At 65.5% G+C, this 21738-nt stretch carries 16 protein-coding genes and 2 tRNA genes; 13 read left to right on the forward strand and 5 right to left on the reverse strand.

The features are described from left to right. Nucleotides 1-25 precede the first annotated feature (25 nt). The 5 genes from ACSC1Y_RS10395 (at nt 26) to ACSC1Y_RS10415 (ending at nt 4639) form a co-directional block, all read left to right on the forward strand. The gene (locus ACSC1Y_RS10395; protein WP_435334773.1) at nt 26-979 is read left to right on the forward strand and encodes an aminopeptidase; all 954 of its coding nucleotides are present in this window, start codon (nt 26-28) and stop codon (nt 977-979) included. 422 nt (nt 980-1401) lie between these two features. Then, complete coding sequence (locus ACSC1Y_RS10400; RefSeq protein WP_435334774.1) at nt 1402-2052, forward strand: HVO_0476 family zinc finger protein; 651 nt, start codon at nt 1402-1404, stop codon at nt 2050-2052. A 105-nt stretch (nt 2053-2157) separates the two neighbouring features. Continuing rightward, nucleotides 2158-2793, forward strand: a complete 636-nt coding sequence (locus ACSC1Y_RS10405; RefSeq protein ID WP_435334775.1) for a protein-L-isoaspartate(D-aspartate) O-methyltransferase — start codon at nt 2158-2160, stop codon at nt 2791-2793. Nucleotides 2794-2830: 37 nt separating this feature from the next. Next, the gene (locus tag ACSC1Y_RS10410) at nt 2831-3766 is read left to right on the forward strand and encodes a class I SAM-dependent methyltransferase (RefSeq protein WP_435334776.1); all 936 of its coding nucleotides are present in this window, start codon (nt 2831-2833) and stop codon (nt 3764-3766) included. Between the two features lie 129 nt (nt 3767-3895). Next, nucleotides 3896-4639, forward strand: a complete 744-nt coding sequence (locus ACSC1Y_RS10415) for a protein-L-isoaspartate O-methyltransferase family protein (protein ID WP_435334777.1) — start codon at nt 3896-3898, stop codon at nt 4637-4639. Between the two features lie 27 nt (nt 4640-4666). Here ACSC1Y_RS10415 and ACSC1Y_RS10420 read toward each other — a convergent pair whose 3' ends face one another. Next, complete coding sequence (locus ACSC1Y_RS10420; protein WP_435334778.1) at nt 4667-5113, reverse strand: DUF7382 domain-containing protein; 447 nt, start codon at nt 5111-5113, stop codon at nt 4667-4669. Between the two features lie 75 nt (nt 5114-5188). Here ACSC1Y_RS10420 and ACSC1Y_RS10425 point away from each other — a divergent pair, with 75 nt between their 5' ends. After that, on the forward strand, nt 5189-6268 hold the full coding sequence (locus ACSC1Y_RS10425) for an ATP-binding protein (RefSeq protein WP_435334779.1): 1080 nt from the start codon (nt 5189-5191) through the stop codon (nt 6266-6268). Nucleotides 6269-6551: 283 nt separating this feature from the next. Next, on the forward strand, nt 6552-8408 hold the full coding sequence (locus ACSC1Y_RS10430) for an ABC transporter substrate-binding protein (RefSeq protein WP_435334780.1): 1857 nt from the start codon (nt 6552-6554) through the stop codon (nt 8406-8408). 268 nt (nt 8409-8676) lie between these two features. Here ACSC1Y_RS10430 and ACSC1Y_RS10435 read toward each other — a convergent pair whose 3' ends face one another. The 4 genes from ACSC1Y_RS10435 to ACSC1Y_RS10450 all read right to left on the reverse strand — a co-directional run bounded on the left by ACSC1Y_RS10435 (nt 8677) and on the right by ACSC1Y_RS10450 (nt 13017). Next, the gene (locus tag ACSC1Y_RS10435; RefSeq protein ID WP_435334781.1) at nt 8677-11691 is read right to left on the reverse strand and encodes a bacterio-opsin activator domain-containing protein; all 3015 of its coding nucleotides are present in this window, start codon (nt 11689-11691) and stop codon (nt 8677-8679) included. 279 nt (nt 11692-11970) lie between these two features. Then, nucleotides 11971-12043, reverse strand: a tRNA-Asp gene (locus ACSC1Y_RS10440). Between the two features lie 42 nt (nt 12044-12085). Beyond that, on the reverse strand, nt 12086-12562 hold the full coding sequence (locus ACSC1Y_RS10445; RefSeq protein ID WP_435334782.1) for a group I intron-associated PD-(D/E)XK endonuclease: 477 nt from the start codon (nt 12560-12562) through the stop codon (nt 12086-12088). A gap of 382 nt (nt 12563-12944) precedes the next feature. After that, nucleotides 12945-13017 (reverse strand) — tRNA-Asp (locus tag ACSC1Y_RS10450). A gap of 280 nt (nt 13018-13297) precedes the next feature. Here ACSC1Y_RS10450 and ACSC1Y_RS10455 point away from each other — a divergent pair. Genes ACSC1Y_RS10455 through ACSC1Y_RS10480 form a run of 6 tightly spaced genes read left to right on the forward strand, consistent with a single transcriptional unit; the run spans nt 13298 to nt 21488 of the window. Then, nucleotides 13298-13525, forward strand: coding sequence for a DNA-directed RNA polymerase subunit H (locus ACSC1Y_RS10455; RefSeq protein WP_435334783.1), 228 nt, complete (start codon nt 13298-13300; stop codon nt 13523-13525). A 3-nt stretch (nt 13526-13528) separates the two neighbouring features. Next, nucleotides 13529-15091, forward strand: a complete 1563-nt coding sequence (locus ACSC1Y_RS10460) for a DNA-directed RNA polymerase subunit B'' (protein WP_435334784.1) — start codon at nt 13529-13531, stop codon at nt 15089-15091. Nucleotides 15092-15094: 3 nt separating this feature from the next. Next, nucleotides 15095-16924, forward strand: a complete 1830-nt coding sequence (gene rpoB, locus ACSC1Y_RS10465; RefSeq protein WP_435334785.1) for a DNA-directed RNA polymerase subunit B — start codon at nt 15095-15097, stop codon at nt 16922-16924. Between the two features lies 1 nt (nt 16925). Next, the gene (locus tag ACSC1Y_RS10470) at nt 16926-19865 is read left to right on the forward strand and encodes a DNA-directed RNA polymerase subunit A' (RefSeq protein ID WP_435334786.1); all 2940 of its coding nucleotides are present in this window, start codon (nt 16926-16928) and stop codon (nt 19863-19865) included. Further along, complete coding sequence (rpoA2, locus tag ACSC1Y_RS10475) at nt 19858-21069, forward strand: DNA-directed RNA polymerase subunit A'' (protein WP_435334787.1); 1212 nt, start codon at nt 19858-19860, stop codon at nt 21067-21069. Before ACSC1Y_RS10470 ends, rpoA2 begins: the two co-directional genes overlap by 8 nt. Continuing rightward, nucleotides 21069-21488 carry a NusA-like transcription termination signal-binding factor gene (locus ACSC1Y_RS10480; protein ID WP_435334788.1) on the forward strand — a complete coding sequence of 140 codons (420 nt, stop codon included), beginning with the start codon at nt 21069-21071 and terminating at the stop codon, nt 21486-21488. Before rpoA2 ends, ACSC1Y_RS10480 begins: the two co-directional genes overlap by 1 nt. Nucleotides 21489-21738 lie beyond the last annotated feature (250 nt).

Below are 21738 nucleotides of genomic sequence, written 5' to 3' on the forward strand. Positions count from 1 at the left end.
CCCGGCGGCTCCTGATTCTCCGCGTATGAGCGACCTCCGAGAGCCGTCCGAGACGGCCATCCACCAATGTCTCGCCCTCGAAGCAGACGAATCGTGCGTCGTCGTCACCGACGACAAGCGGCTGCCAATCGGCGAGGCGCTGTACGAGGTGGCCAGCGAGGTTACTGACGATGCGGTCCTGCTCCGGTTCCCGCCAGCGAACCAGCACGGCGAGGAGCCGCCGGCGCCGGTTGCCGCCGCGATGGAAGCCGCCGACGTGTTCCTCGCACCGACGACGAAGAGCCTGAGCCACACCCGCGCCCGCGGCGCGGCCTGTGACGCTGGCGCCCGCGGTGCCACCCTGCCTGGCATCACAGAGGAGGTCTTCACGACCGGTCTCGACGCGGACTACGAGAACATCGCGGCCGAGTGCGAGTCGATGCTGGCACAGGTCGCCGACGCCGACGAGATCCGCGTCACCACCGACCTCGGCACGGACATCACCTTCGAGATCGGCGACCGCGAGTGGCGCGACGACACCGGCATGGTCCACGAGGCCGGCGGCTTCTCGAACCTGCCGGCAGGCGAGGTCTTCGTCTCCCCCGAGACCACGAACGGGACCTACGTCGTCGACGGGACCATCGACCCGCACGGCCTCCTCGACGAGGGCGAGACGGTCACCATCGAGGTCGAAGACGGCTACGTCACCGCGACCGACTCCGACGAAATAAACGAGATGCTCGAGGTCGCCGCCGGGGAGGTCGGTCAGGATGCCTACAACCTCGCCGAACTCGGCATCGGGACGAACGTCGCCGTCACGGCGCTCGTCGGGAGCGTCCTGCTGGACGAGAAGGCCGCGGGCACGGTCCACATCGCCTTCGGCGACGACGCCGGCATCGGCGGCGACGTGAGTGCTCCCATCCACCAGGACGGCATCATCCGCGACCCGACGGTCTACGCCGACGGCGAGGAGGTCGAGCTGCCGACTGGCGTGCAGTAGGCCGAATAGACCGCAGACTGCGACTTCTCTCGCCCGACCGTTCTGGCGCGCGCTGAACTCGTCGCCGAGCAGTCGCGAGGTTCGGAGCGAGCGTGAGCGAGTGGGAACCTCGATGGCGAGGCGATGGGTTCGAAGCCGCGCGAGGGACGAGATGCGCAGTGGAGCGAAGCGGAACGACCATCGCAGTCGGCTGGGGAGGGAAGCGAGGCGGCGGAGCCGCCTCGTGGCGAACGGGTCACGGAGTGAGCCGTGAGCAGTGGATGCGGTACGGTCGCGGTCTCGTTTCCGTCGTGATTCGCCGTATGCCCGTCGTCACCGTCTCGGGTACTGCTGGAGACGACGACGCGACAGAAGTAACATGAGACACAGACGACCAATAGCAGGTCCGACGCCTTTTACCGTCTCACCAACTAGCACCGTGTATGAGCGATGTCGCAGAGCGTCTCGCGCTCTTCTGCCCCTCGTGTGGGACCGACGACGCGGTCCACGAGGTACTGAAGGAGCGAGGCGACATGTACACGGTTCGCTGCACTGAGTGCAGCCACGTCCACAAGGAACGAATCGAGGAGGAGGAGACGGTCGACGTGAAGGTCATCGTCAGCCAAGACGGCGAGTCCTTCACCGCGCAGGTCGAGGCGCCCGCAGAGGAGACGGTCTCCGTCGGCGAGGAGTTCATCCTCGAGACCGACGAGGCCATCATGACGGTCCGCATCACCGACCTCCAGGTCGGTAAGGAACAGCGAGTCGAACAGGCGAAGGCGAAGGACGTCGACACGTTCTGGACCCGGGCGGTCGGCAACGTCGGCGTCAACGTGACCATCCACCCGCGCGACGGCCGCAAGTCGGACTCGCGCTCGGAGAAGGTCCACGTGCCCGGCGACTACGAGTTCACCGTCGGCCGCAAGGAGGTCTTCGGCGAGAACGAGTTCACCATCAAGGGCATCGCCATCCGTCACGACGCGACGGGCTACAACCACGACCACCTCGACCACGGCGGCGACTCGGCCGTGGCGAAGGACGTAAAGCGGGTCTACGCCTGGGACGAGGAGACGACGGCCTGGTCCGCCTGGTAGGACTCGACTGCCGTCCATCTGGTGGGACCCGGAAACTGTCCGCCGAGACACTGGCACACACGCACACACTTCTACCTCCGGCACCAAGCGCCAGTAGAGTCATCCATGGACTACGAGCGCGCCCGGACCCGACTGGTCGACGACCTGGCGAGGCGACTCGGAGACCCGCGCGAGTCGACGCTCGACGCGATGCGGGCGGCTCCGCGCCACGAGTTCGTCCCGTCCGAGAGCCGCAGCGACGCCTATCGCGACCAGCCGCTCCCCATCGGCGACGGGGCGACCATCAGCGCGCCGCACATGGTCGCCATCATGGTCGACCTGCTCGCGCTCGAGCCGGGCGACCGGGTGCTGGAGATCGGCACCGGCTGTGGCTATCACGCGGCCGTCACCGCCGAGGTCGTCGGCGCGGAGAACGTCTTCTCCGTCGAGTACGGCGAGCGTCTCGCGCGGGAGGCCCGCGACCGGCTCGACCGACTGGGATACGAGGATATCTCCATCCGTCTCGGGGACGGCCGCGAGGGCTGGGACGAACAAGCCCCGTACGATGCCGCGTACCTGACCTGCGCGGCTACCGAGTTCCCGCCAGCCGTGGTCGAGCAGGTCCGACCCGGTGGCCAGATTCTGGCACCTATCGGTCCCCGTGGCGGAAGCCAGCGGCTCGTCGCCGGCACGCGGCGGGCCGACGGCGGACTGGATACCGAGGACCGCGGCGGCGTCCGATTCGTCGAGATGCAGGGATAGACCTCCTTTTACAGCCCCGCCGCCCGTTCACTCGCGTATGACCGAGGACACGGAGACGTTGTTCCTGCTGTGGGCCGCCCGCGAGACGGGCGTCCTCGACGCGCTGCTCGACGACGCGGACACACCGGCCGAGGTCGCCGAGGCGACCGGCGTCACGGAGCGAGCCGCCCGCCTGACAGTCGACTCGCTGGCGGCGATGGGCTTCTTCAAACTGGTCGGAGACGCGTACGAGCCGACCAACCGTGCGCTCGGCTTTCTCGCGGTGGCCGACCTCCGTTCGGTGGGTCGGTTCCCCTACGAACTCGACGAGCTCGAACGGCTCCAGCGACTCCCCGAGGTGATGCAGGGAGCGACGGTTCGAGAGACCGACGACGAGACCTGGAACCGCCTGGGACACGTCCAGGCGACGGACGAGGCGACAGTCCGTGCGTCCGTCACGGTCGCCCAGCACGCGGTTCCTGGTTCGCCGTCCGCCGAACGCGACGGCCCTGCGCGGGTCCTCGACTTCGGCGGCGCACCCGGAACCTACGCCGTCGAGTTCGCTCGCCGTGGCTACGAGGTGACGCTGGCCGATACGGGTGCCCGGCTCGCCGAATCGGAGTCCTTGCTGGCGCGGGAGCCGATCGAGACGGTGGCCGTAGACCCCGCCGCCGAATCAGCTGCCGACCTGCCGACGGTCGACTGCGTGTTCGTCCCGATGCGGACCCACGAGTTCGGCCGGGAGACGAACCGGGCACTGGTCTCGCGCGCTGCCGACACCCTCGCGGACGACGGCTGGCTCGTCCTGGTGGACCACCTCCGAGACGAGTCGCCGCAGGCCACCGCGACCACGGTTCGAACCCTCGCGAACGGTGCCGGCGAGGCATACGGGCGCGACGACTACCGGGAGTGGTTCGACGCCGCGGGGCTGCGGTCGTTCCAGGTCCGGTCGGTCCCGGGAACCGGCCGGCAGGCGGTGCTCGGGCGACGCTGAGGCTGGACGCGCCGGTGCTCGGGCATCGTTGCGGCTAGATGCAGCGGAAATCGACCCCCGGCGTGCGGTTCGTCAACACGCTGACGCCTCGGCGCGGGGTTCATTATCGTGCGACACCGAGGCCGGGACATGGAGCCAGCGGTGTTGCGCGACGACATGGTCGACAGTCTCGAGCACGACGCGAAGGGCGTCGTCTCCAGCGAGACGGTCGGCCTCGCATTGCGGGAAGTCCCACGGCACGAGTTCGTCGCGGACGACCGCAGTGCCTACGTCGACCAGGCACACGAGCACGGGGGGACGACAGTCCTCGCGCCGAGCCTCGTCGCCCGTCTGTTCGAGGCGCTTCAGGTGCAGGCGGGCGATTCGGTTCTCGTCGTCGGTGCCGGCGTCGGTTACACCGCGGCTGTCGCGGCGGAACTGGCAGGACCACAGCACGTCCACGCGGTGGACATCACCCGGCACGTCGTCCACGACGCAAGGGCGAACCTCGACGCCGCGGGCTACGGGGCCGTCTTCGTCGACTGCCGGAACGGTGCGCGGGGGTTCCCCGAGTACGCGCCGTTCGACCGCATCCTCGTCGAGGCCGCGGCGGTGGAGCCGCCACGTGCACTCGTCGACCAGCTCGCGCCCGGGGGCCGACTCGTCATGCCGCGGGGCGTCGGTGAGCAGTCACTCGTCGCGGTCGAACCGAGCGACGTGAGTACCGACTACGAGACCGTCGAGCGATTCGGTCCGGTGCTGTTCAAGCCGCTGCTCGTCGAGGGCGAACAGGCCGGGGCTATCGAGCGGAACCGGACCTGGCGGGAGGACCGCGAGCGAGCGGCGCAGGCCGTCCAGCGCGGCTGGGAGTACGACTGGATAGACTGGGACTGAGGAGCTCACCGCTCACTCGACCGGTGCTCAGTCCTCGACGACGAGGATGTCCGTATTCCCGCGCTGGTCGACGAACTCGCTTCCTGCTGGCGGTTTTATGAGTATCTTCAGCGTCCCCGACTCCTGGTTGGGGCCGAGCGTCGGCGCGAGCTGGAGCGTCGCCCCTCCATCCTCGCCCGTTTTCGCGGTCTCGATCCCGTCCAGCCGTGCGGTCTCGCCCGAGACGACGACGGTCGCACCGGTGACCGGCTCGCCGTTCGTATCGACGACCGTGATGGTCACCGACTGGTCGCCGGGGCGGATGACGTCCGGGTCGGGCTGGGCGTCGACCTCGGTGACGGCGAGCCCGCCGATGCCGGAGAGGATGTTCATCATCACCGAGAGGCTGGCGACCCCGACGACGAGGGCGATGACGAGTCTGATCGGCAGTCCTTCGATGGCGCGGCTGTCGCGTGTGAGGCGGTCGAATCGCATGCTCCCTCTGGCCCCGTCTTCGTACTTGAACCGTCGGGTGAGGATTGACGTGTGAAGCCGCGGCCACCGGTGAATATGGTAGTGTTGGGGCGAGACGCGGAGACGGACGGAGAGACGGTCGACCTTGGCTGGTTCCGGGCACCCGACGGGAGCCGGGGTGCACGGGTCGAACTGGACTGCGAGTTCCCGCACGCTGCACTCGTCGTCGGCAAGCGTGGGTACGGCAAGTCGTACACGCTGGGAGTACTCGCGGAGGGACTGGCGCGGGCGGCTGGCGTGGCCCCGGTTCTCGCCGACCCGATGGGGGTGTTCGGCACGCTCGAGAACGGTACCGTCCCGGCGACCGTAATCGACGAGCCACGGGTCGCACCGGCGTCGATTCCACCCGACGCGTGGTGTTCGATGCTCGGTCTCGCACCCGATTCGGGCGCGGGTGCCCTGCTCTGGCGCGCGGCGACCGGAGCAACATCTCTCGAGATGATGTACGACCGCGTGGCCGAGCTCGACTGTGACCCCGTCGCGCGGCGGGCGGTCGGGAACCACCTCGCCCTCGTCGAGTCGTGGGACGTGTTCGACCCCGCTGGCCTCGACGCGGCGACACTCGGGACCGGCGAGGTGACGGTTCTCGACTGCTCGGGTCTCCCGGAACCGGCGATGAACGCGGTCGTACGAGGTGTGGCGACAGTACTATACGAGGCGCGAATCGGTGCCCAGACTCGTGGCAGGCACGGGGTTCGTTCGGACCCACCGGTCTCCCGGCTTCCGTGGCTCCTCGTCGACGAAGCGCACGTCTTCTTCGACGGTGTCGCCGCGCCCGCGCTCCGTACGCTCCTGACCCGGGGACGACAGCCCGGGGTGAGTCTCGTCACGGCGACGCAGCGCCCCGACGTCCTCCCGGACGTCGCCGTCTCCCAGTCCGACCTCGTGGTCGCGCACCGGCTCACCGACCGCGCCGACCGTGCCGCCCTGGAACGAGTCGTGCCTGTGGAAGCACAGGAACCGTCTTCCACGATGCCCCTCCGCCCCGGCGAGGTGACCGTCGTCGACGACGCGGCCGAGTCGGTCCACGCGGTGTGTGTCAGAGCGCGGGAGACGCCGCACGGTGGTTCGAGTCCGAGAGCGAGCGACGTATCGACGGACAGGTATCTCAAGTGAGTCTTTGACTCTCCGTCGGGATTAACCCAGTGCCGGCCCGACGTTTGACCGTCGGCAGGGGTGCCGCCCTCGTGTCATCCCACGCTCGGGGAGATACCTTCCCTCTCTCCTGTCGGCACACCCTCCGTTCGACCACGTCCGGGCCCCGGAGAGTTATCTGGACGAATAGTCGATTCCAAACCGCTATTGCGTGTAAACATACTGTTATAAGGATTACTATTGGACAAACGGGCGCTAGTCATTACGTATTTCTTTTTTGAACAGTGGTCGAATGGTAGCATGCATGGCAACCGACAAGACCCTCCAGCGCCGGAGCTTCCTGAAAGCGACCGGTGGCGCAGCGGCGGCAGTCACGCTCGCGGGCTGCTCCGAGACCGATACGTCCGGTACGACTCCGGGGACCGACGACGGACCCGGCGGGACCGACACCGAGACCTCGATTCCCAAGAAGAAGACCGACAAGACGTTCCAGCTCATCAATGCGACGATGAGCACGATGGACCCGATCAAGGCTACCGATACGGCCTCCGGGACCGTCATCCAGCAGGTCTTCGACGCCCTGTTGAACTACCCCGACGGGGTCATCGAGACCGAACCCCTCCTGGCGACGGACTACCAGGTCTCCGACGATTACACGACCTACACGTTCACCATCAAGAAGGACGTCCCGTTCCACGACGGGAAGACGCTCACGGCGTCGGACTTCGTCTACTCGTTCGAACGGCTGGCGGCGTCCGAACACTCCCGTCGCGCGTACTTCATCCTCGACTCGATGGGAGTCGTCCACGAGACGACGACGGTCACCGAAGACGGCGAGGAGAAGACGGTGTACAAGCCGGGGACGCTCGGGGTCCGGGCGAAAGACGAGCACACGCTCGAGATAGAGCTCGATGGACCGTTCCACTCGACGCTCGAGATGCTCGCGTACACCTCGTTCGCCGCCCTGCCCGAGGGCATCCTCGGCGACGTCGAGGGCTACGACGGCGAGATGAGCCACGAGGAGTTCGCGACGCAGAACCCGATCGGCACCGGCCCGTTCGAGTTCGGGACCTGGGAGACGAACACGATGGCAGAGGTCAGCCGCTTCGATGACTATCACGGCGAGGGGCCCTACGTCAAGAAGGTCCACTGGCAGATAATGACCGACCCCGACGCCCAGTACAATTACTCGATGAACAAGAACTCGGACCTGATCTCGATGCCGACGTCGAAGTACGACCCGGCGCTCGTGAAGAACGTCTCCGAGGACGACTCGGGCCGGCAAGTCGGCACGTACGGGCCGATGCGGAACGACCTGACCGCGGACTACCTCGCCGTCCCGACCATCAACACGTTCTACATCGGGCTCAACGCCAAGAACGTCGAGAAGCCCGCCAGACAGGCCATCGCGTACGCGATGAACCAGAAGGAGGGGGTCGAAGCCGTGTTCAAGGGCCGCGGGAAGGCGGCCTACCACCTCACGCCGCCCGGAATCTTCCCGGGTGGGTCATCGCGATACGAGCAACACGCCGCAGAGAACTATCCGTACGGCTACAACGAGACGCGGCTCGACGAGGCTCGAAGGGTCATGGAGGACGCCGGCTACGGGAAGGACAACCGCTACTCGGTCACGTTCACGACCTACCAGTCCGACACGTGGCAGGGGCTCGGGAAGATCCTCCGTGACAAGCTCACCAACGCCCACATCGACATGAAACTCGAGGAAGCACCCTTCGCGACGCTCCTCAGCCGTGGTCGGAAGGGGAACCTGGCCGCCTACTCGCTGGGCTGGGTGATGGACTGGCCGGCACCGGACAACTTCTGGGGCCAGATGGCCCCGCCGACGATCACCGACACGACCGGGGGCGCAGACGGCTTCTACGTCGACTGGGACGACGCCTCGGGCGAGTCCACCCAGGCCGCAGCCGACGCCTGGCAGAAGATACAGGACAATCAGGCACCGACGGACGCTGCCGCGAAGAAACGCAACGACGCCTACCTCGAACTGGAGAAGGCCAACTGGGAGGACATGGTCATCCTTCCGGCCTACCACCGCGTCGACGAACGGTTCGCCTACGACTGGGTCGACATCGACAAGTTCGGTGGCGGCGGCAGCAGCCGACAGAAGTACAACCAGGTGATGATCGGAGACAGGAAGTAACGAACCGCACGGTCGCTCCTATCATTCTCTGGTCGCTCCTGTCATCCTCTGTTACTCACACTGCTGCTTGCTCACGCTGTCTCCAGCTCACGCTACGGTAGCACCGAGGCTGTCGGTACTGGCCCATCGGGTTCCGCAGAAGGGGGGTTGGGGGGAGTATGGGGGGTGGCGACAGCACATCGCTGTTCTTTCGCCACTCCCTGGTAAGGGAGAGACTGGATTAACGATTTACTCTATCCAGTTAGTTCTCCACGGAAGCCGGCTCTAATCAGTTAGAGTCCTCGTCGAACACCGATCCGACGAGCTTCCGTTCGGCCGCGCGGAGGTGGTAGTGGTAGGTCGGTGGCGTCACGTCGAGTGCGTCAGCCAGCTTCTCGCCGGTCACGTCTCGGGGCCAGTCGTAGAATCCCGCGTAGAACGCCGCCTGCAGGGCTTCGAACTGCCGGTCCGTCAGGGCGCTCTCCACCCACGACCGGAGGTCGCGGTGTTTGCGCGCGGTACGGGTCGTCTCCCGCCGCGCACCGAGTTCGGTGTCCGGATACGCCTCCTGCAGTTCGTTCCACAGCCCACGAGTATCGCCGCCCTGTGGCAGCTCGACGAGCAACTCCGTCACGCCGTCCGTCGCCGTCAGCTCTCTGAGCGTTCCGTCGTACTCGCGAAGCAGCTCGAACAGGTGGGGACTGGACAGGCGCATCTCGAACAGCGCCCGTTGTTCGTCCTCGTCGTAGGCGATCCGGTTGACGGACGTAATCGCGGACCAGTCGGCGACGGTCTCTTCGACCACGTCCGGGCAGACGCCGGTCGTGGTGACGAAACAGAGGTGCTGCCCGTCGGGCCGCGCGATGGCACCGTCCAGTGTGATGGTGCCTCCGACCGCCGCCGAGAGGCGGCAGAACGTGAGCCGGTCGTCCCGGACGAGGAACTCGAGTTCGATGCGACTGTCCGTGACGAGCGCCCGGGTTCGCTCGACCGCGTGGACGGCGTATCCGATGGTCTGCCCGAGCTCTTCCAGCACGGCCAGCTCTCGGTCGGTCACCGTGTCGGTGGTCGTGACGTGGAGCACCAGCACGCTGTAGACCCGCTCGTTGTCGACCAGTGGGACCGCGACGACCGTCTGGAACCCGTAGGTGAGCGCCTCCGTCCGGCGGTCCTCCCACTCGGCGTCGTTCAGCACGTTCTCGACCACCTGCACCGACCGGTTCTCGGCCGCACGCCGGCAGAGGATACCCTCCGGCGTCGGGTCGTCCGGGTCGTCACCCACGCGGTCCATGTAGTTCGCGTCTGCGTCGGCCCACACCAGCGGCTCGAGCGACTCGTCGGTCGGGTCGAGCTCGCCGATCCACGTCGCCACGTACGGGTCGGCGTCGGCTAACCGGTCACAGACCGCCTGCTCTATCTCGCGTCGCGTCGACGCCTGGGCGACCGCCCGGTTGACGTCCCGGACCATCTTGTTCGTGTGGTTCAGCTTCCGGAGCTCCTCGTTCTGGCGACTCACCGTCTTGTCGTGCTCGCGGAGCAACTGCTCACGCTCGGCCCGGTCGAGCGCCGCCTCGGTGTTCGCCGCGAGGATGTGAAGCAGTTCGATGGTCGACTCGTCGAAGCCGTCGACAGAGCCCGACGCCGAGACGATGGCACCGTGCGCCCCGAGGGGCAGTATCATCTCGCTTCGAACCGCGCTGTGTATCCGGCCCGAATCCCCCGACTCGTCTGGATAGTACTGCGATTCGCCCGCACTGAACGCCGTCCAGACGTTGCTCGTCCCGCGTTCGATCGACGGCGGTGAGCCGAGTAGCTCACCCGTGTTGGGCGTGGTCGCCGCGGGCTTCAGGGTCGCGGTCTCGTTGTCGAACTGGTAGACGACGAGCGCACTCAACCCGAGTAGATCCGCCGCCGTCTCGACAGCAGCCTCGCAGATCTCGACCTGTGTCTCCGCACGCATCAGGTCGCGCGTGGTCTCGTGCAGCGTGTTCAACGTCTGTTCGTACCGCTTTCGCTCGGTGATGTCCGTCGCGATGGTCAACACCGCGTGCTCACCCTCGTACTCGATCGTACGCGAGGTCGTCTCGACGTAGGTGATGGTCCCGTCCCGGGTGAGCAGTCGTCGTTCGACCCGCGTCGGCTCCGCGACCCCCGTGCGCAGGTCATCGAGCGTGGCCCGCACGGCTGGGACCTCGTCCTGGGGGACGATGTCCAGCAGCGACGTCCCGAGCACGTCGGCCTCGCTCTCCGCACCGAGCATGGAGACGAACGCCGGGTTCGCGTACACCAGCTCCTCGTCGCGATGCACCACGACCGGGTTCGGTGAGACCTCGACGAGCGTCCGGTATCGCTCGCTGCTCTCGCGACGTTCCACCTCGATGACCGACCGTTCGACGGCGCTCGCGAGTACCGTCGCGACGTTCTGCAGGAAGGTGACGTCGTCCTGCGTGAACGTCCGGCGGCTGGTCGCGTGTGCTTCCAGCACCCCCCACGTCGACCCGCGCAATCCGATGGTGACGACGGCACCCGTCCTGGCACCGGCCTCGGACATCGCTTCGCCCGGTTCGAACCGCGTCTCGTCGGCGACGTCGTCGACGACCAACACCGGCGTCTGCTCGGCGACGATGTGCCGGGCCTGCGCCGATGGCCCGGTGTCCGTCGACCAGCCGACTTCCGCCTCCGTCGACAGCGCGTCCGTCTCTTCGTCGAGCTTCAGAACGCGCACGTGGGAGACGCCGAGCGCATCGGCGACCCGCCGGACGGTCGTCTCGAACAGCACGTCCAGTTGCGGCTCGTTGAGCGCCTGCTGCCCGATGGCCGCGACCGCCTCTTGCTGGCGGATGCGGTCGCGAAGCGCACTCTCGGTACGGTACTGCGACACCGCGTTGTCGATCTGGTTCGCCAGCAGCGTGTAACGGTCCGAACCGGGCTTCTTCTGGAGGTACTGAGTGACGCCCGCCGCGATCGCCTCGCTGGCGATCTCCTCGGACCCTTTCCCCGTGAACAGGATGAACGGGAGCCTGTCGTCCCGCTCCCGGACGGCTTCGAGCAGTTCCAACCCGTCCATCGACGGCATATCGTAGTCACTGACGATGCACTCGACGGCAGGGACGACCTCGTCGTCGAGGTACGTCAGCGCCTCCGTCCCGTCCCGGACCGTGATAACGTCTATCGCCGGATTCTCCCGCTCGAGCATCATCTGCGAGACCTCGGCGAAATCCGGGTCGTTGTCGACGAACATGACGGTCAGGCTGTCGGTCGCTCTGACTCCGCCCTCCAACAGATCCTGCCCATCCTGGGCCATAGGCTCCAGTACGGGCGCAGAGTACTAAACGATTAGAGTCAGCGAATCGGGAGGACGACGACGCAGTCGCTCTCGGGGTGTCCGAGAACTGAGACACTCGCCTCTCTTCGTGTCGTATTCGGAAAAGCGCTCGAGGCGGGATTTGGACCTCACTCGCACGGTCTCGCTGACGCGAGCTGCGTGCTCGCTGGTTCAGATTCCCTGTTAGCGTGTTCCACGAACTCGAAGTACTCGCAACACAGCGAAGCTGGTTGCTCGTGAGTTGAGTTCGTCAGAAAGCGCCCGAGGCGGGATTTGAACCCGCGTCACAACCGTGACAGGGTTGTATGATGGGCCACTACACCACCCGGGCTCCCTGCATTCATTCGTAGACCCCAGCTACTTTTATGCCTTTTCAATCGCTCGTCCTGTGCCCCGCGCTATCATGCAATGGTGGAATCTTGCCCGTGAACTCGTAATCCGCGGCCCAGTTGATCGACGGATGGTCTATCTCCGCCTCGAAGCGCAGTTCCATCTTCTGTGTCGTCGCATCGTCGACGTCGACCCAGAACAGCTGCTCCGTCGGTGGATACCGGACCAGAAACGCGTCGATGGCCGTACGGTACGTCTCTTCGTGATATTCTCCATCTCGTGTCGTCTGTGAGTGCGTGTTGAAGCGGATCGTCTGTGGTTTGTTCTCCCAGGCCGTCTTGCACTGGATTCTGAGCAATCGGCCGTCGTCGACGATAAGGTCGTACCTGTCGTTGTCTCCGAAAGGGAGCGAGACGCTGTAACCGTGCGAGACGAGAACAGAGAGTATCTTCGACTCCGTCTCGTCGCCGATGTCCTTCGAGTTCACGGTGACGACTGGCCGCGGCTTCTCTGATAACATCTCGGCTCGGTGCAGCGAAGGTTCGTCGGAAAAGATCCTCCGTCTCTCCGCTCGTGTTGTATTCGGAAAAGCGCCCGAGGCGGGATTTGAACCTCACTCGCACGGTCTCGCTGACGCGAGCTGCGTGCTCGCTGGTTCAGATTCCTTGTTAGCGTGTTCCACGAACTCGAAGTACTCGCAACACAGCGAAGCTGGTTGCTCGTGGGTTGAGTTCGTCAGAAAGCGCCCGAGGCGGGATTCGAACCCTGTGCAGACGGTCTGGCTCGCTTCGCTCGCCAGCTGCGACTGCTGGTGTTCAAATTCCGCAGAACTGTCATTCTTCGATTCGTCTCGTTCTCGCAACGAGACGAGCCCGTTGCTCGTGGAGTTGAAATCGAAGAAGCGCCCGAGGCGGGATTTGAACCCGCGTCACAACCGTGACAGGGTTGTATGATGGGCCACTACACCACCCGGGCTCCCTGCATTCATTCGTTGCGCTCTTGCACTCTTAAGGCTTTCCAATCGATAGACGTGTGCCAGGGTCCACCTTGGCGCAAACACTTTAGTACAGTAGTCCGTCAGTCGGGACGACACGCATCACACGAACCGAGTCTCTTGCGAGTCGGGTTCGCCTCCCGTGCGACGGGAATCGATAGCGATAAGTCTCGGACGAGTTGGCAAACGTTAAATGGGTGCCGCCGATAGTGGCCTGTAGTATCTCGTGACAGTCGTTTCTCCCTCTGGCCAGACACACCCATGGTAGACGTAAGCCAACACGAAATGGTTCCCGAGCACACCATCGTCGACGAAGACGAGCTGACGGACGTGCTCGAGGAATATGACATCGACAGAACAGACCTTCCGAAACTCAAGCGGAACGACCCCGCGCTCCCGGACGACGCAGAGCCCGGCGACGTGATCAAGGTCGTCCGCGACTCGCGAACGACAGACCGAGCGGTAGTATACCGACTCGTGGTGGACTGAACAATGGAACGAGCAAAACGACGCGCAATCTCGAAAGAGTACTTCTCGAAGGACAGACTCGCAGAACACCACTTCCGGTCGTTCAACAGCTTCCTGCTCCGTGGGATGCAGGAAGTCGTCGACGAGAAAGCGACCATCGAAACTGACATCGGGGACAAGGAAGGCGAAGAGCCCGTCCACGTCGAACTCGGCGACGTCCGTGTCGTCACTCCGCGTGTACGCGAGGCCGACGGCTCCGAGGAACTGTTGTACCCGCAGGAGGCTCGACTCCGCAACATCACCTACTCCGCGCCCGTCTTCATGGAGATGTCCATCGTGAAAGGCGAGGAGGGTGAACAGCGCGTGGTCGACTCGACCGAGACGAAGGTGGGACGGATGCCCATCATGGTCGGCTCCGAGAAGTGTAACATCGCCGGCTTCTCCGACGAGGAGCTCATCGAGATCGGTGAGGACCCCGCCGACCCCGGTGGCTACTTCATCGTCAACGGTTCCGAGCGCGTCCTGATGACGAGCGAGGACCTGGCGCCGAACAAGATCCTCGCCGAGTACGACACGAAGTACGGCGACGAGATCCAGGTCGCGAAGACCTTCTCCCAGCGTCGTGGCTACCGCGCGCTCGTCCTGACCGAGCGGAACCGCGAGGGTCTCCTCGAGGTCTCGTTCCCGTCGGTCTCGGGCAGCATCAACTTCGTGACGCTCGTGCGGGCGCTCGGCCTCGAATCCGACGAGGAGATCGTCCACCGCGTCAGCGACGACCCCGAGGTCGTCAAGTACATGCTGGAGAACCTGGAGGCCGCCGAGGTCCAGACCCAGGAGGAAGCAATCGAGAAGCTCGGCAAGCGCGTCGCGAGCGGGCAGGGCAAGAACTACCAGCTGAAGCGGGCGAACTACGTCATCGACCGGTACCTCCTGCCGCACCTCCACGAGGAGGGCGTCGAGGAGGAGGACGTCCGCATCAACAAGGCGTACTACCTCTGCCGGATGGCCGAGGCGTGTTTCGAACTCGCGCTCGGACGGCGCGACTCCGACGACAAGGACCACTACGCCAACAAGCGGCTGAAGGTGTCCGGCGACCTGATGAAGGACCTGTTCCGGACGGCGCTGAACAAGCTGGCGCGTGACGTGAAGTACCAGCTCGAGCGCGCCAACATGCGGAACCGGCAGCTCTCCGTGAACACCGTCGTCCGGTCCGACGTGCTGACGGAGCGACTCGAACACCCCATCGCGACGGGGAACTGGGTCGGTGGACGCTCTGGGGTCTCTCAGCTCGTCGACCGAACCGACTTCATGGGCGTGCTGTCGCACCTTCGTCGCCTGCGAAGCCCGCTCTCGCGGTCGCAGCCCCACTTCGAGGCACGCGACCTGCACGCGACCCAGTGGGGTCGCATCTGTCCCTCCGAGACGCCGGAGGGACCGAACTGTGGACTGGTGAAGAACTTCGCCCAGGCCATGGAACTGAGCCAGAACATCGAGGACGAATCGGGACTGAAGCGAGAACTCGCATCGATGGGGGTAGAGGGCATCCCCGGACTCGAACGACCTGAACAGGAGCCCGCAGACGACTGAATCATGGCAAGCCAACAGCGCGAAGCGAAAGTCTACGTCAACGGTAGCCTGGTCGGCACACACCCCGACCCGGACGAGCTAGCAGCACAGATTCGAGAGGCACGCCGTCTCGGCGACGTCTCCGAGATGGTCAACGTCTCCGTCAAGGACCGCACCCGCGAGGTCATCATCAACGCGGACGCCGGCCGCGCCCGTCGCCCGCTGCTCGTCGTCGAGGACGGCGAGCCGCTCATCTCCGAGGAGGAGTTCGAGGCGGTCCAGAACGGTGAGCTGGAGTTCGACGACCTCGTCGAACACGGCTACGTCGAGTTCATCGACGCCGAGGAGGAAGAGGACATCTACGTCGCCGTCGACACCGACGACCTGAACGAGGACCACACGCACCTCGAGGTCGACCCGCAGCTCATCTTCGGTATCGGTGCAGGGATGATTCCGTACCCGGAGCACAACGCGTCGCCGCGCATCACGATGGGTGCAGGGATGATCAAGCAGTCGCTGGGGCTGCCCGCGGCGAACTACCGCATCCGCCCGGACACGCGTCAGCACCTCCTGCACTACCCGCAGCTGTCGATGGTCAAGACCCAGACCACGGAGCAGATCGGCTACGACGACCGCCCGGCGGCACAGAACTTCACCGTCGCGGTCATGTCCTACGAGGGGTTCAACATCGAGGACGCGCTCGTCCTCAACGGCGGCTCCGTCGACCGGGCACTCGCCCGCTCGCACTTCTTCCGCACCTACGAGGGTGAGGAACGCCGTTACCCCGGTGGCCAGGAGGACCGCTTCGAGATTCCGAGTCAGGACGTCCGTGGCGCACGCGGTGAGGACGCGTACACGCACCTGGACGAGGACGGCCTCGTCAACCCCGAGACCCGCGTCGGCGAGAACGACGTGCTGCTCGGCAAGACGTCGCCGCCGCGCTTCCTCGAGGAGCCCGACGACATGGGTGGCCTCTCGCCGCAGAAGCGCCGCGAGACCTCGGTCACGATGCGCTCCGGCGAGTCCGGCGTCGTCGACACGGTCACGCTGATGGAGGGCGAGGACGGTTCGAAGCTCTCGAAGGTGTCCGTGCGCGACCAGCGTATCCCGGAACTCGGCGACAAGTTCGCGTCGCGACACGGTCAGAAGGGTGTCGTCGGCCACATCGCGCCGCAGGAGGACATGCCCTTCACGCAGGAAGGCGTCGTCCCGGACCTCATCGTCAACCCGCACGCGCTCCCGTCGCGCATGACGGTCGGCCACGTCCTGGAGATGCTGGGCGGCAAGGTCGGCGCGCTCGAAGGTCGCCGTGTGGACGGGACGCCGTTCACCGGCGAGGACGAGTGGGAGATCCGCGGCGGCCTGCAGGAGGCCGGCTTCAAATCCTCGGGTAAGGAGACGATGTACTCCGGCGTCACCGGCGAGAAGATCGAGGCGGAGATCTTCGTCGGGGTCATCTTCTACCAGAAGCTGTACCACATGGTCTCGAACAAGCTGCACGCCCGTTCTCGCGGGCCGGTGCAGGTGCTCACGCGCCAGCCGACCGAGGGCCGTGCCCGCGAGGGTGGTCTTCGTGTGGGTGAGATGGAGCGTGACGTGCTCATCGGACACGGTGCGGCGATGGCGCTCAAGGAGCGTCTGCTCGACGAGTCCGACCGCGAGTTCATCAACGTCTGTGGCCAGTGTGGCATGAGCGCGGTCGAGAACGTCGACCAGCGTCGTGTCTACTGTCCGAACTGTGGCGAGGAGACGGACATCCACGAGATAGAGATGTCCTACGCGTTCAAGCTCCTCCTCGACGAGATGAAGGCGCTCGGTATCGCTCCCCGACTGGAACTGGAGGACGCAGTCTAACATGGCAAGCTCACAGACACCGAAGGAGATCGGCGAGATCGACTTCGGACTCATGGACCCGGAGGAGTATCGAGAGATGTCCGCCACGAAGATCATCACGGCGGACACCTACGACGACGACGGCTTCCCCATCGACATGGGGCTCATGGACCCGCGCCTGGGCGTTATCGACCCCGGGCTGGAGTGCAAGACGTGCGGCAAGCACTCCGGGTCGTGTAACGGCCACTTCGGCCACATCGAGCTGGCCGCGCCCGTCATCCACGTCGGGTTCACGAAGCTCATCCGTCGCCTGCTCCGCGGGACCTGTCGCGAGTGCTCGCGGCTGCTGCTGACCGAGGACGAGAAGGAGGAGTTCCTCGCACAGCTCGACCAGACGCGCAAGCTCGGCCGTGACCTCAACGACGTCACGAAGGCGGCCATCCGCCAGGCCCGGAAGAAGGACCGCTGCATGCACTGCGGCGAGATCCAGTTCGACATCCAGCACGAGAAGCCGACGACGTACTACGAGGTCCAGCAGGTGCTGACCTCGGAGTACTCCCAGCGAATCGCCGCCGCGATGCAGCCCGACCCCGACGACGAGGACGACGAGGGGATGGGCCGCGAGGAGCTCGCGAACGAGACGGGCATCGACCTCTCCCGGGTCAACCAGATACTCTCCGGAGAGTTCCGCCCGCGCGAGTCCGACCGCAAGAAACTGGAGAAGGCGCTCGACATCGACCTGACCGAGGAGGACATGAACAAGCTGATGCCCTCGGACATCCGCGACTGGTTCGAGGACATCCCGGACGAGGACATCGAGGTGCTCGGCATCAGCTCCGCAAAATCGCGCCCCGAGTGGATGATCCTGACCGTACTGCCGGTCCCGCCGGTGACGGCGCGTCCCTCCATCACGCTGGACAACGGCCAGCGCTCCGAGGACGACCTGACACACAAGCTGGTCGACATCATCCGCATCAACCAGCGGTTCATGGAGAACCGCGAGGCGGGTGCACCGCAGCTCATCATCGAGGACCTGTGGGAGCTGCTCCAGTACCACGTCACCACGTTCATGGACAACGAGATCTCGGGCACGCCGCCGGCGCGACACCGCTCCGGCCGCCCGCTGAAGACGCTCTCGCAGCGTCTCAAGGGCAAGGAGGGCCGCTTCCGTGGCTCGCTGTCCGGGAAGCGCGTCAACTTCTCCGCGCGTACCGTCATCTCGCCGGACCCGACACTCTCGCTGAACGAGGTCGGCGTTCCGGACCGGGTCGCGACGGAGATGACCCAGACGATGAACGTCACCGAGCGGAACCTCGACGACGCACAGCGGTACGTCCGGAACGGCCCCGAGGCCCACCCCGGCGCGAACTACGTGCGACGTCCCGACAACCGACGGCTGAAGGTGACCGAGAAGAACTGCGAGGAACTGTCCGAGAAGATCGAGCCCGGCTGGGAGGTCAACCGACACCTCATCGACGGGGACATCGTCATCTTCAACCGGCAGCCCTCGCTGCACCGGATGTCCATCATGGCACACGAGGTCGTGGTGATGCCGTACAAGACGTTCCGTCTGAACACCGTCGTTTGCCCGCCGTACAACGCCGACTTCGACGGTGACGAGATGAACATGCACGCGCTCCAGAACGAGGAGGCTCGTGCGGAAGCGCGCGTCCTCATGCGCGTGCAGGAGCAGATTCTCAGTCCGCGCTTCGGGCAGAACATCATCGGTGCCATCCAGGACCACATCTCCGGCACCTACCTGCTCACCCACGAGAACCCGCAGTTCAACGAGACGCAGGCGCTCGACCTGCTGCGTGCGACCCGTATCGACGAGCTGCCCGAGGCGATGGGCGAGGACGACGCGGGCCGCCCGTACTGGACGGGCCGCCAGCTGTTCTCCGAACTGCTGCCCGACGACCTGAACATGGAGTTCACGTCGAACACAGGCGACACGGTCGTCATCGAGGACGGCCAGATGGTCGAGGGGACCATCGACGAGGACGGCGTCGGTGCCTTCGGTGGCGAGGTCGTCGACACCATCGCGAAGGTCTACGGCATGACGCGCGCCCGAATCTTCATCAACGAGGTCGGCGCGCTCGCGATGCGTTCCATCATGCACTTCGGGTTCTCCATCGGTATCGACGACGAGACCATCCCGGTGGAGGCACAGGAGCGCATCGACGAGTCCATCGCGGACGCGTACGACCGCGTCGAAGAGCTCATCCAGACCTACGACGCCGGCGAGCTCGAATCGCTCCCGGGCCGGACGGTCGACGAGACGCTCGAGATGAAGGTGATGCAGACGCTCGGCAAGGCGCGTGACAACGCCGGTGACATCGCCGAGGAGCACTTCGAGGAGGACAACCCGGCGGTCGTCATGGCCAACTCCGGTGCGCGTGGGTCGATGCTCAACCTGACCCAGATGGCCGGCTGTGTGGGACAGCAGGCAGTTCGGGGCGAGCGCATCAACCGCGGCTACGAGGACCGGACGCTGAGCCACTACCAGAAGAACGACCTCTCCGCGGAGGCACACGGCTTCGTCGAGCACTCCTACACCGGCGGCCTCACCCCGCGGGAGTTCTTCTTCCACGCGATGGGTGGCCGCGAGGGGCTGGTCGACACGGCAGTCCGTACCTCCAAGTCCGGATACCTGCAGCGTCGTCTCATCAACGCGCTCTCCGAGCTGGAGACCCAGTACGACGGGACGGTGCGCGACACCAGCGACACCATCGTCCAGTTCGAGTTCGGTGAGGACGGCACCTCGCCGACCAAGGTTGCGTACGACGACGACCACGGCATCGACGTGGGCCAGATCGCCGACCGCGTGATCGAAGCGGAGTTCGAGACCGACGACGACCGTGCCGAGTTCCTCGGCGAGAAGGCTCGCCCGACGAACCTGTCCGAGCACGCGGACGCGCGTCGCAACCCTGACCTCCTCTCGGGGGTGGAATCCGATGACTGAGATAGAGTTCGACGTTAGCGAAGACGTACAGGCGGTCGTCGAGGACACGGACCTCCCGCGACGACTGAAGGACGAGGTGTACAAGGCGGTCGTCGAGCGAGACGCGTCGCTTCAGCAGGCCGACGACATCGCACAGGCGGTCGAGCACCGCTATCTCGAGACCCGGGTCGACCCGCTCGACCCCGTCGGAACGGTGAGCGCACAGTCCATCGGGGAACCGGGGACGCAGCTCACGATGAACACGTTCCACTACGCGGGTGTCGCAGAGATCGACGTCACGCAGGGCCTGCCACGGCTCATCGAGCTCGTGGACGCCCGGAAGACGCCCGACACGCCGATGATGACCGTCCACCTCGAGGACGAGTACGCGACCAACCGCGAGAAGGCCCACGAGGTCGTCTGGCAGATCGAGGCGACGAAGATACTCGCACTCGGTGACATCTCGACGAACGTCGCCGACATGCGCGTGCAGGTCTCGCTCAACCCGGACACGCTCCAGGAGCGCTGGCCGACCGTCGACAGCACGGACGAGATCGCCGGCGAGGTCGCCGAGATCATCGAGGACTCCCTCGGTGTGAAGACGGTCCAGCAGGGAACCGACATCCAGTTCGGGCCCGAGGAGCCGTCCTACCGCGACCTGCTCCAGCTCGTCGAGGAGCTTCGTGACATCACGTTCAAGGGCATAGAGGAGGTCTCCCGCGTCGTCATCCGGAAGGAGGAGCTCGACGACGGCGAGGAGTTCGTCCTCTACACCGAGGGTTCGGCCTTCGGCGACGTGCTCACCATCGAGGGCGTCGACGCCTCCCGCTCGACGTGTAACAACATCCACGAGATCCACAAGGAACTCGGCATCGAGGCGGCCCGCGAGGCCATCATCGAGGAGACGAAGAACACGCTGGCGGAGCAGGGTCTCGAGGACGTCAACATCCGCCACCTGATGCTGGTCGCGGACATCATGACGAACCGCGGTGAGATCGAGTCCATCGGTCGCCACGGTATCTCCGGCTCGAAAGAGTCCGTCCTCGCCCGTGCGGCGTTCGAGGTCACGGTCAACCACCTGCTCGACGCGGCCATCCACGGCGAGGTCGACGACCTCAACGGCGTCACGGAGAACGTCATCGTCGGCAAGCCCATCAAGCTGGGCACCGGTGACGTGAACCTGAAGATGGGCTCGGTCAACCGGCAGTCCGAACAGGCCGACTGATGGTCATCACGCTGTCCGACGAGGCGCGGCGCATCCTCGCGCTGTTCGAGGACGTCACCGGGGCGGCCGGCCGCGACTGTCTGGTCGAGGACGACCGGGTGGTCGTGCTGGTCGCGACCGGCGACATGGGCGAGGCCATCGGACCGGGCGGACAGCACGTCCGGGAGTTCGAGAAACAGCTCGGCCGCGAGGCGAAGCTTGTCGAGGACGCGGCGACGGCCGAGGACTTCGTCGCCAACGCGCTCGCCCCGGCGGCGGTGTTCAACGTCACGATCAGCGAGAACGGCGACACGGTCGCCTACGCCGAGGTCGCGGAGGAGGACACGGGCGTCGCCATCGGGACCGACGGCCGCAACATCGAGACGGCTCGTCGGCTCGCGGCGCGGCACTTCGACGTCGACGACATCCAGCTGACCTGAGCGGTTCGATACTCGCGCTTTTCTCTCCCGCTTCCGGAACGGTGAGTTGCCTGTAGGAGGGGCTAACTGCCTGAGAACGGGCGTCGAGACCGTCACCCGCTGGCTCGAAACGAGCGGTCCTGCGGGCACTGTAGCCGATAAGCTCCACGGAGAACCCGTGATTCTGGATCTCCGAAACGGCCTCAGATTCCTTCTTTACCCCCTCTCGCGCCCGCAGGAGGCGTAACTCCCGACGGAAAGAGGGAGGCTT

The organism is Haloarchaeobius lipolyticus, from assembly GCF_051208015.1.
Lineage (GTDB): Archaea > Halobacteriota > Halobacteria > Halobacteriales > Natrialbaceae > Haloarchaeobius.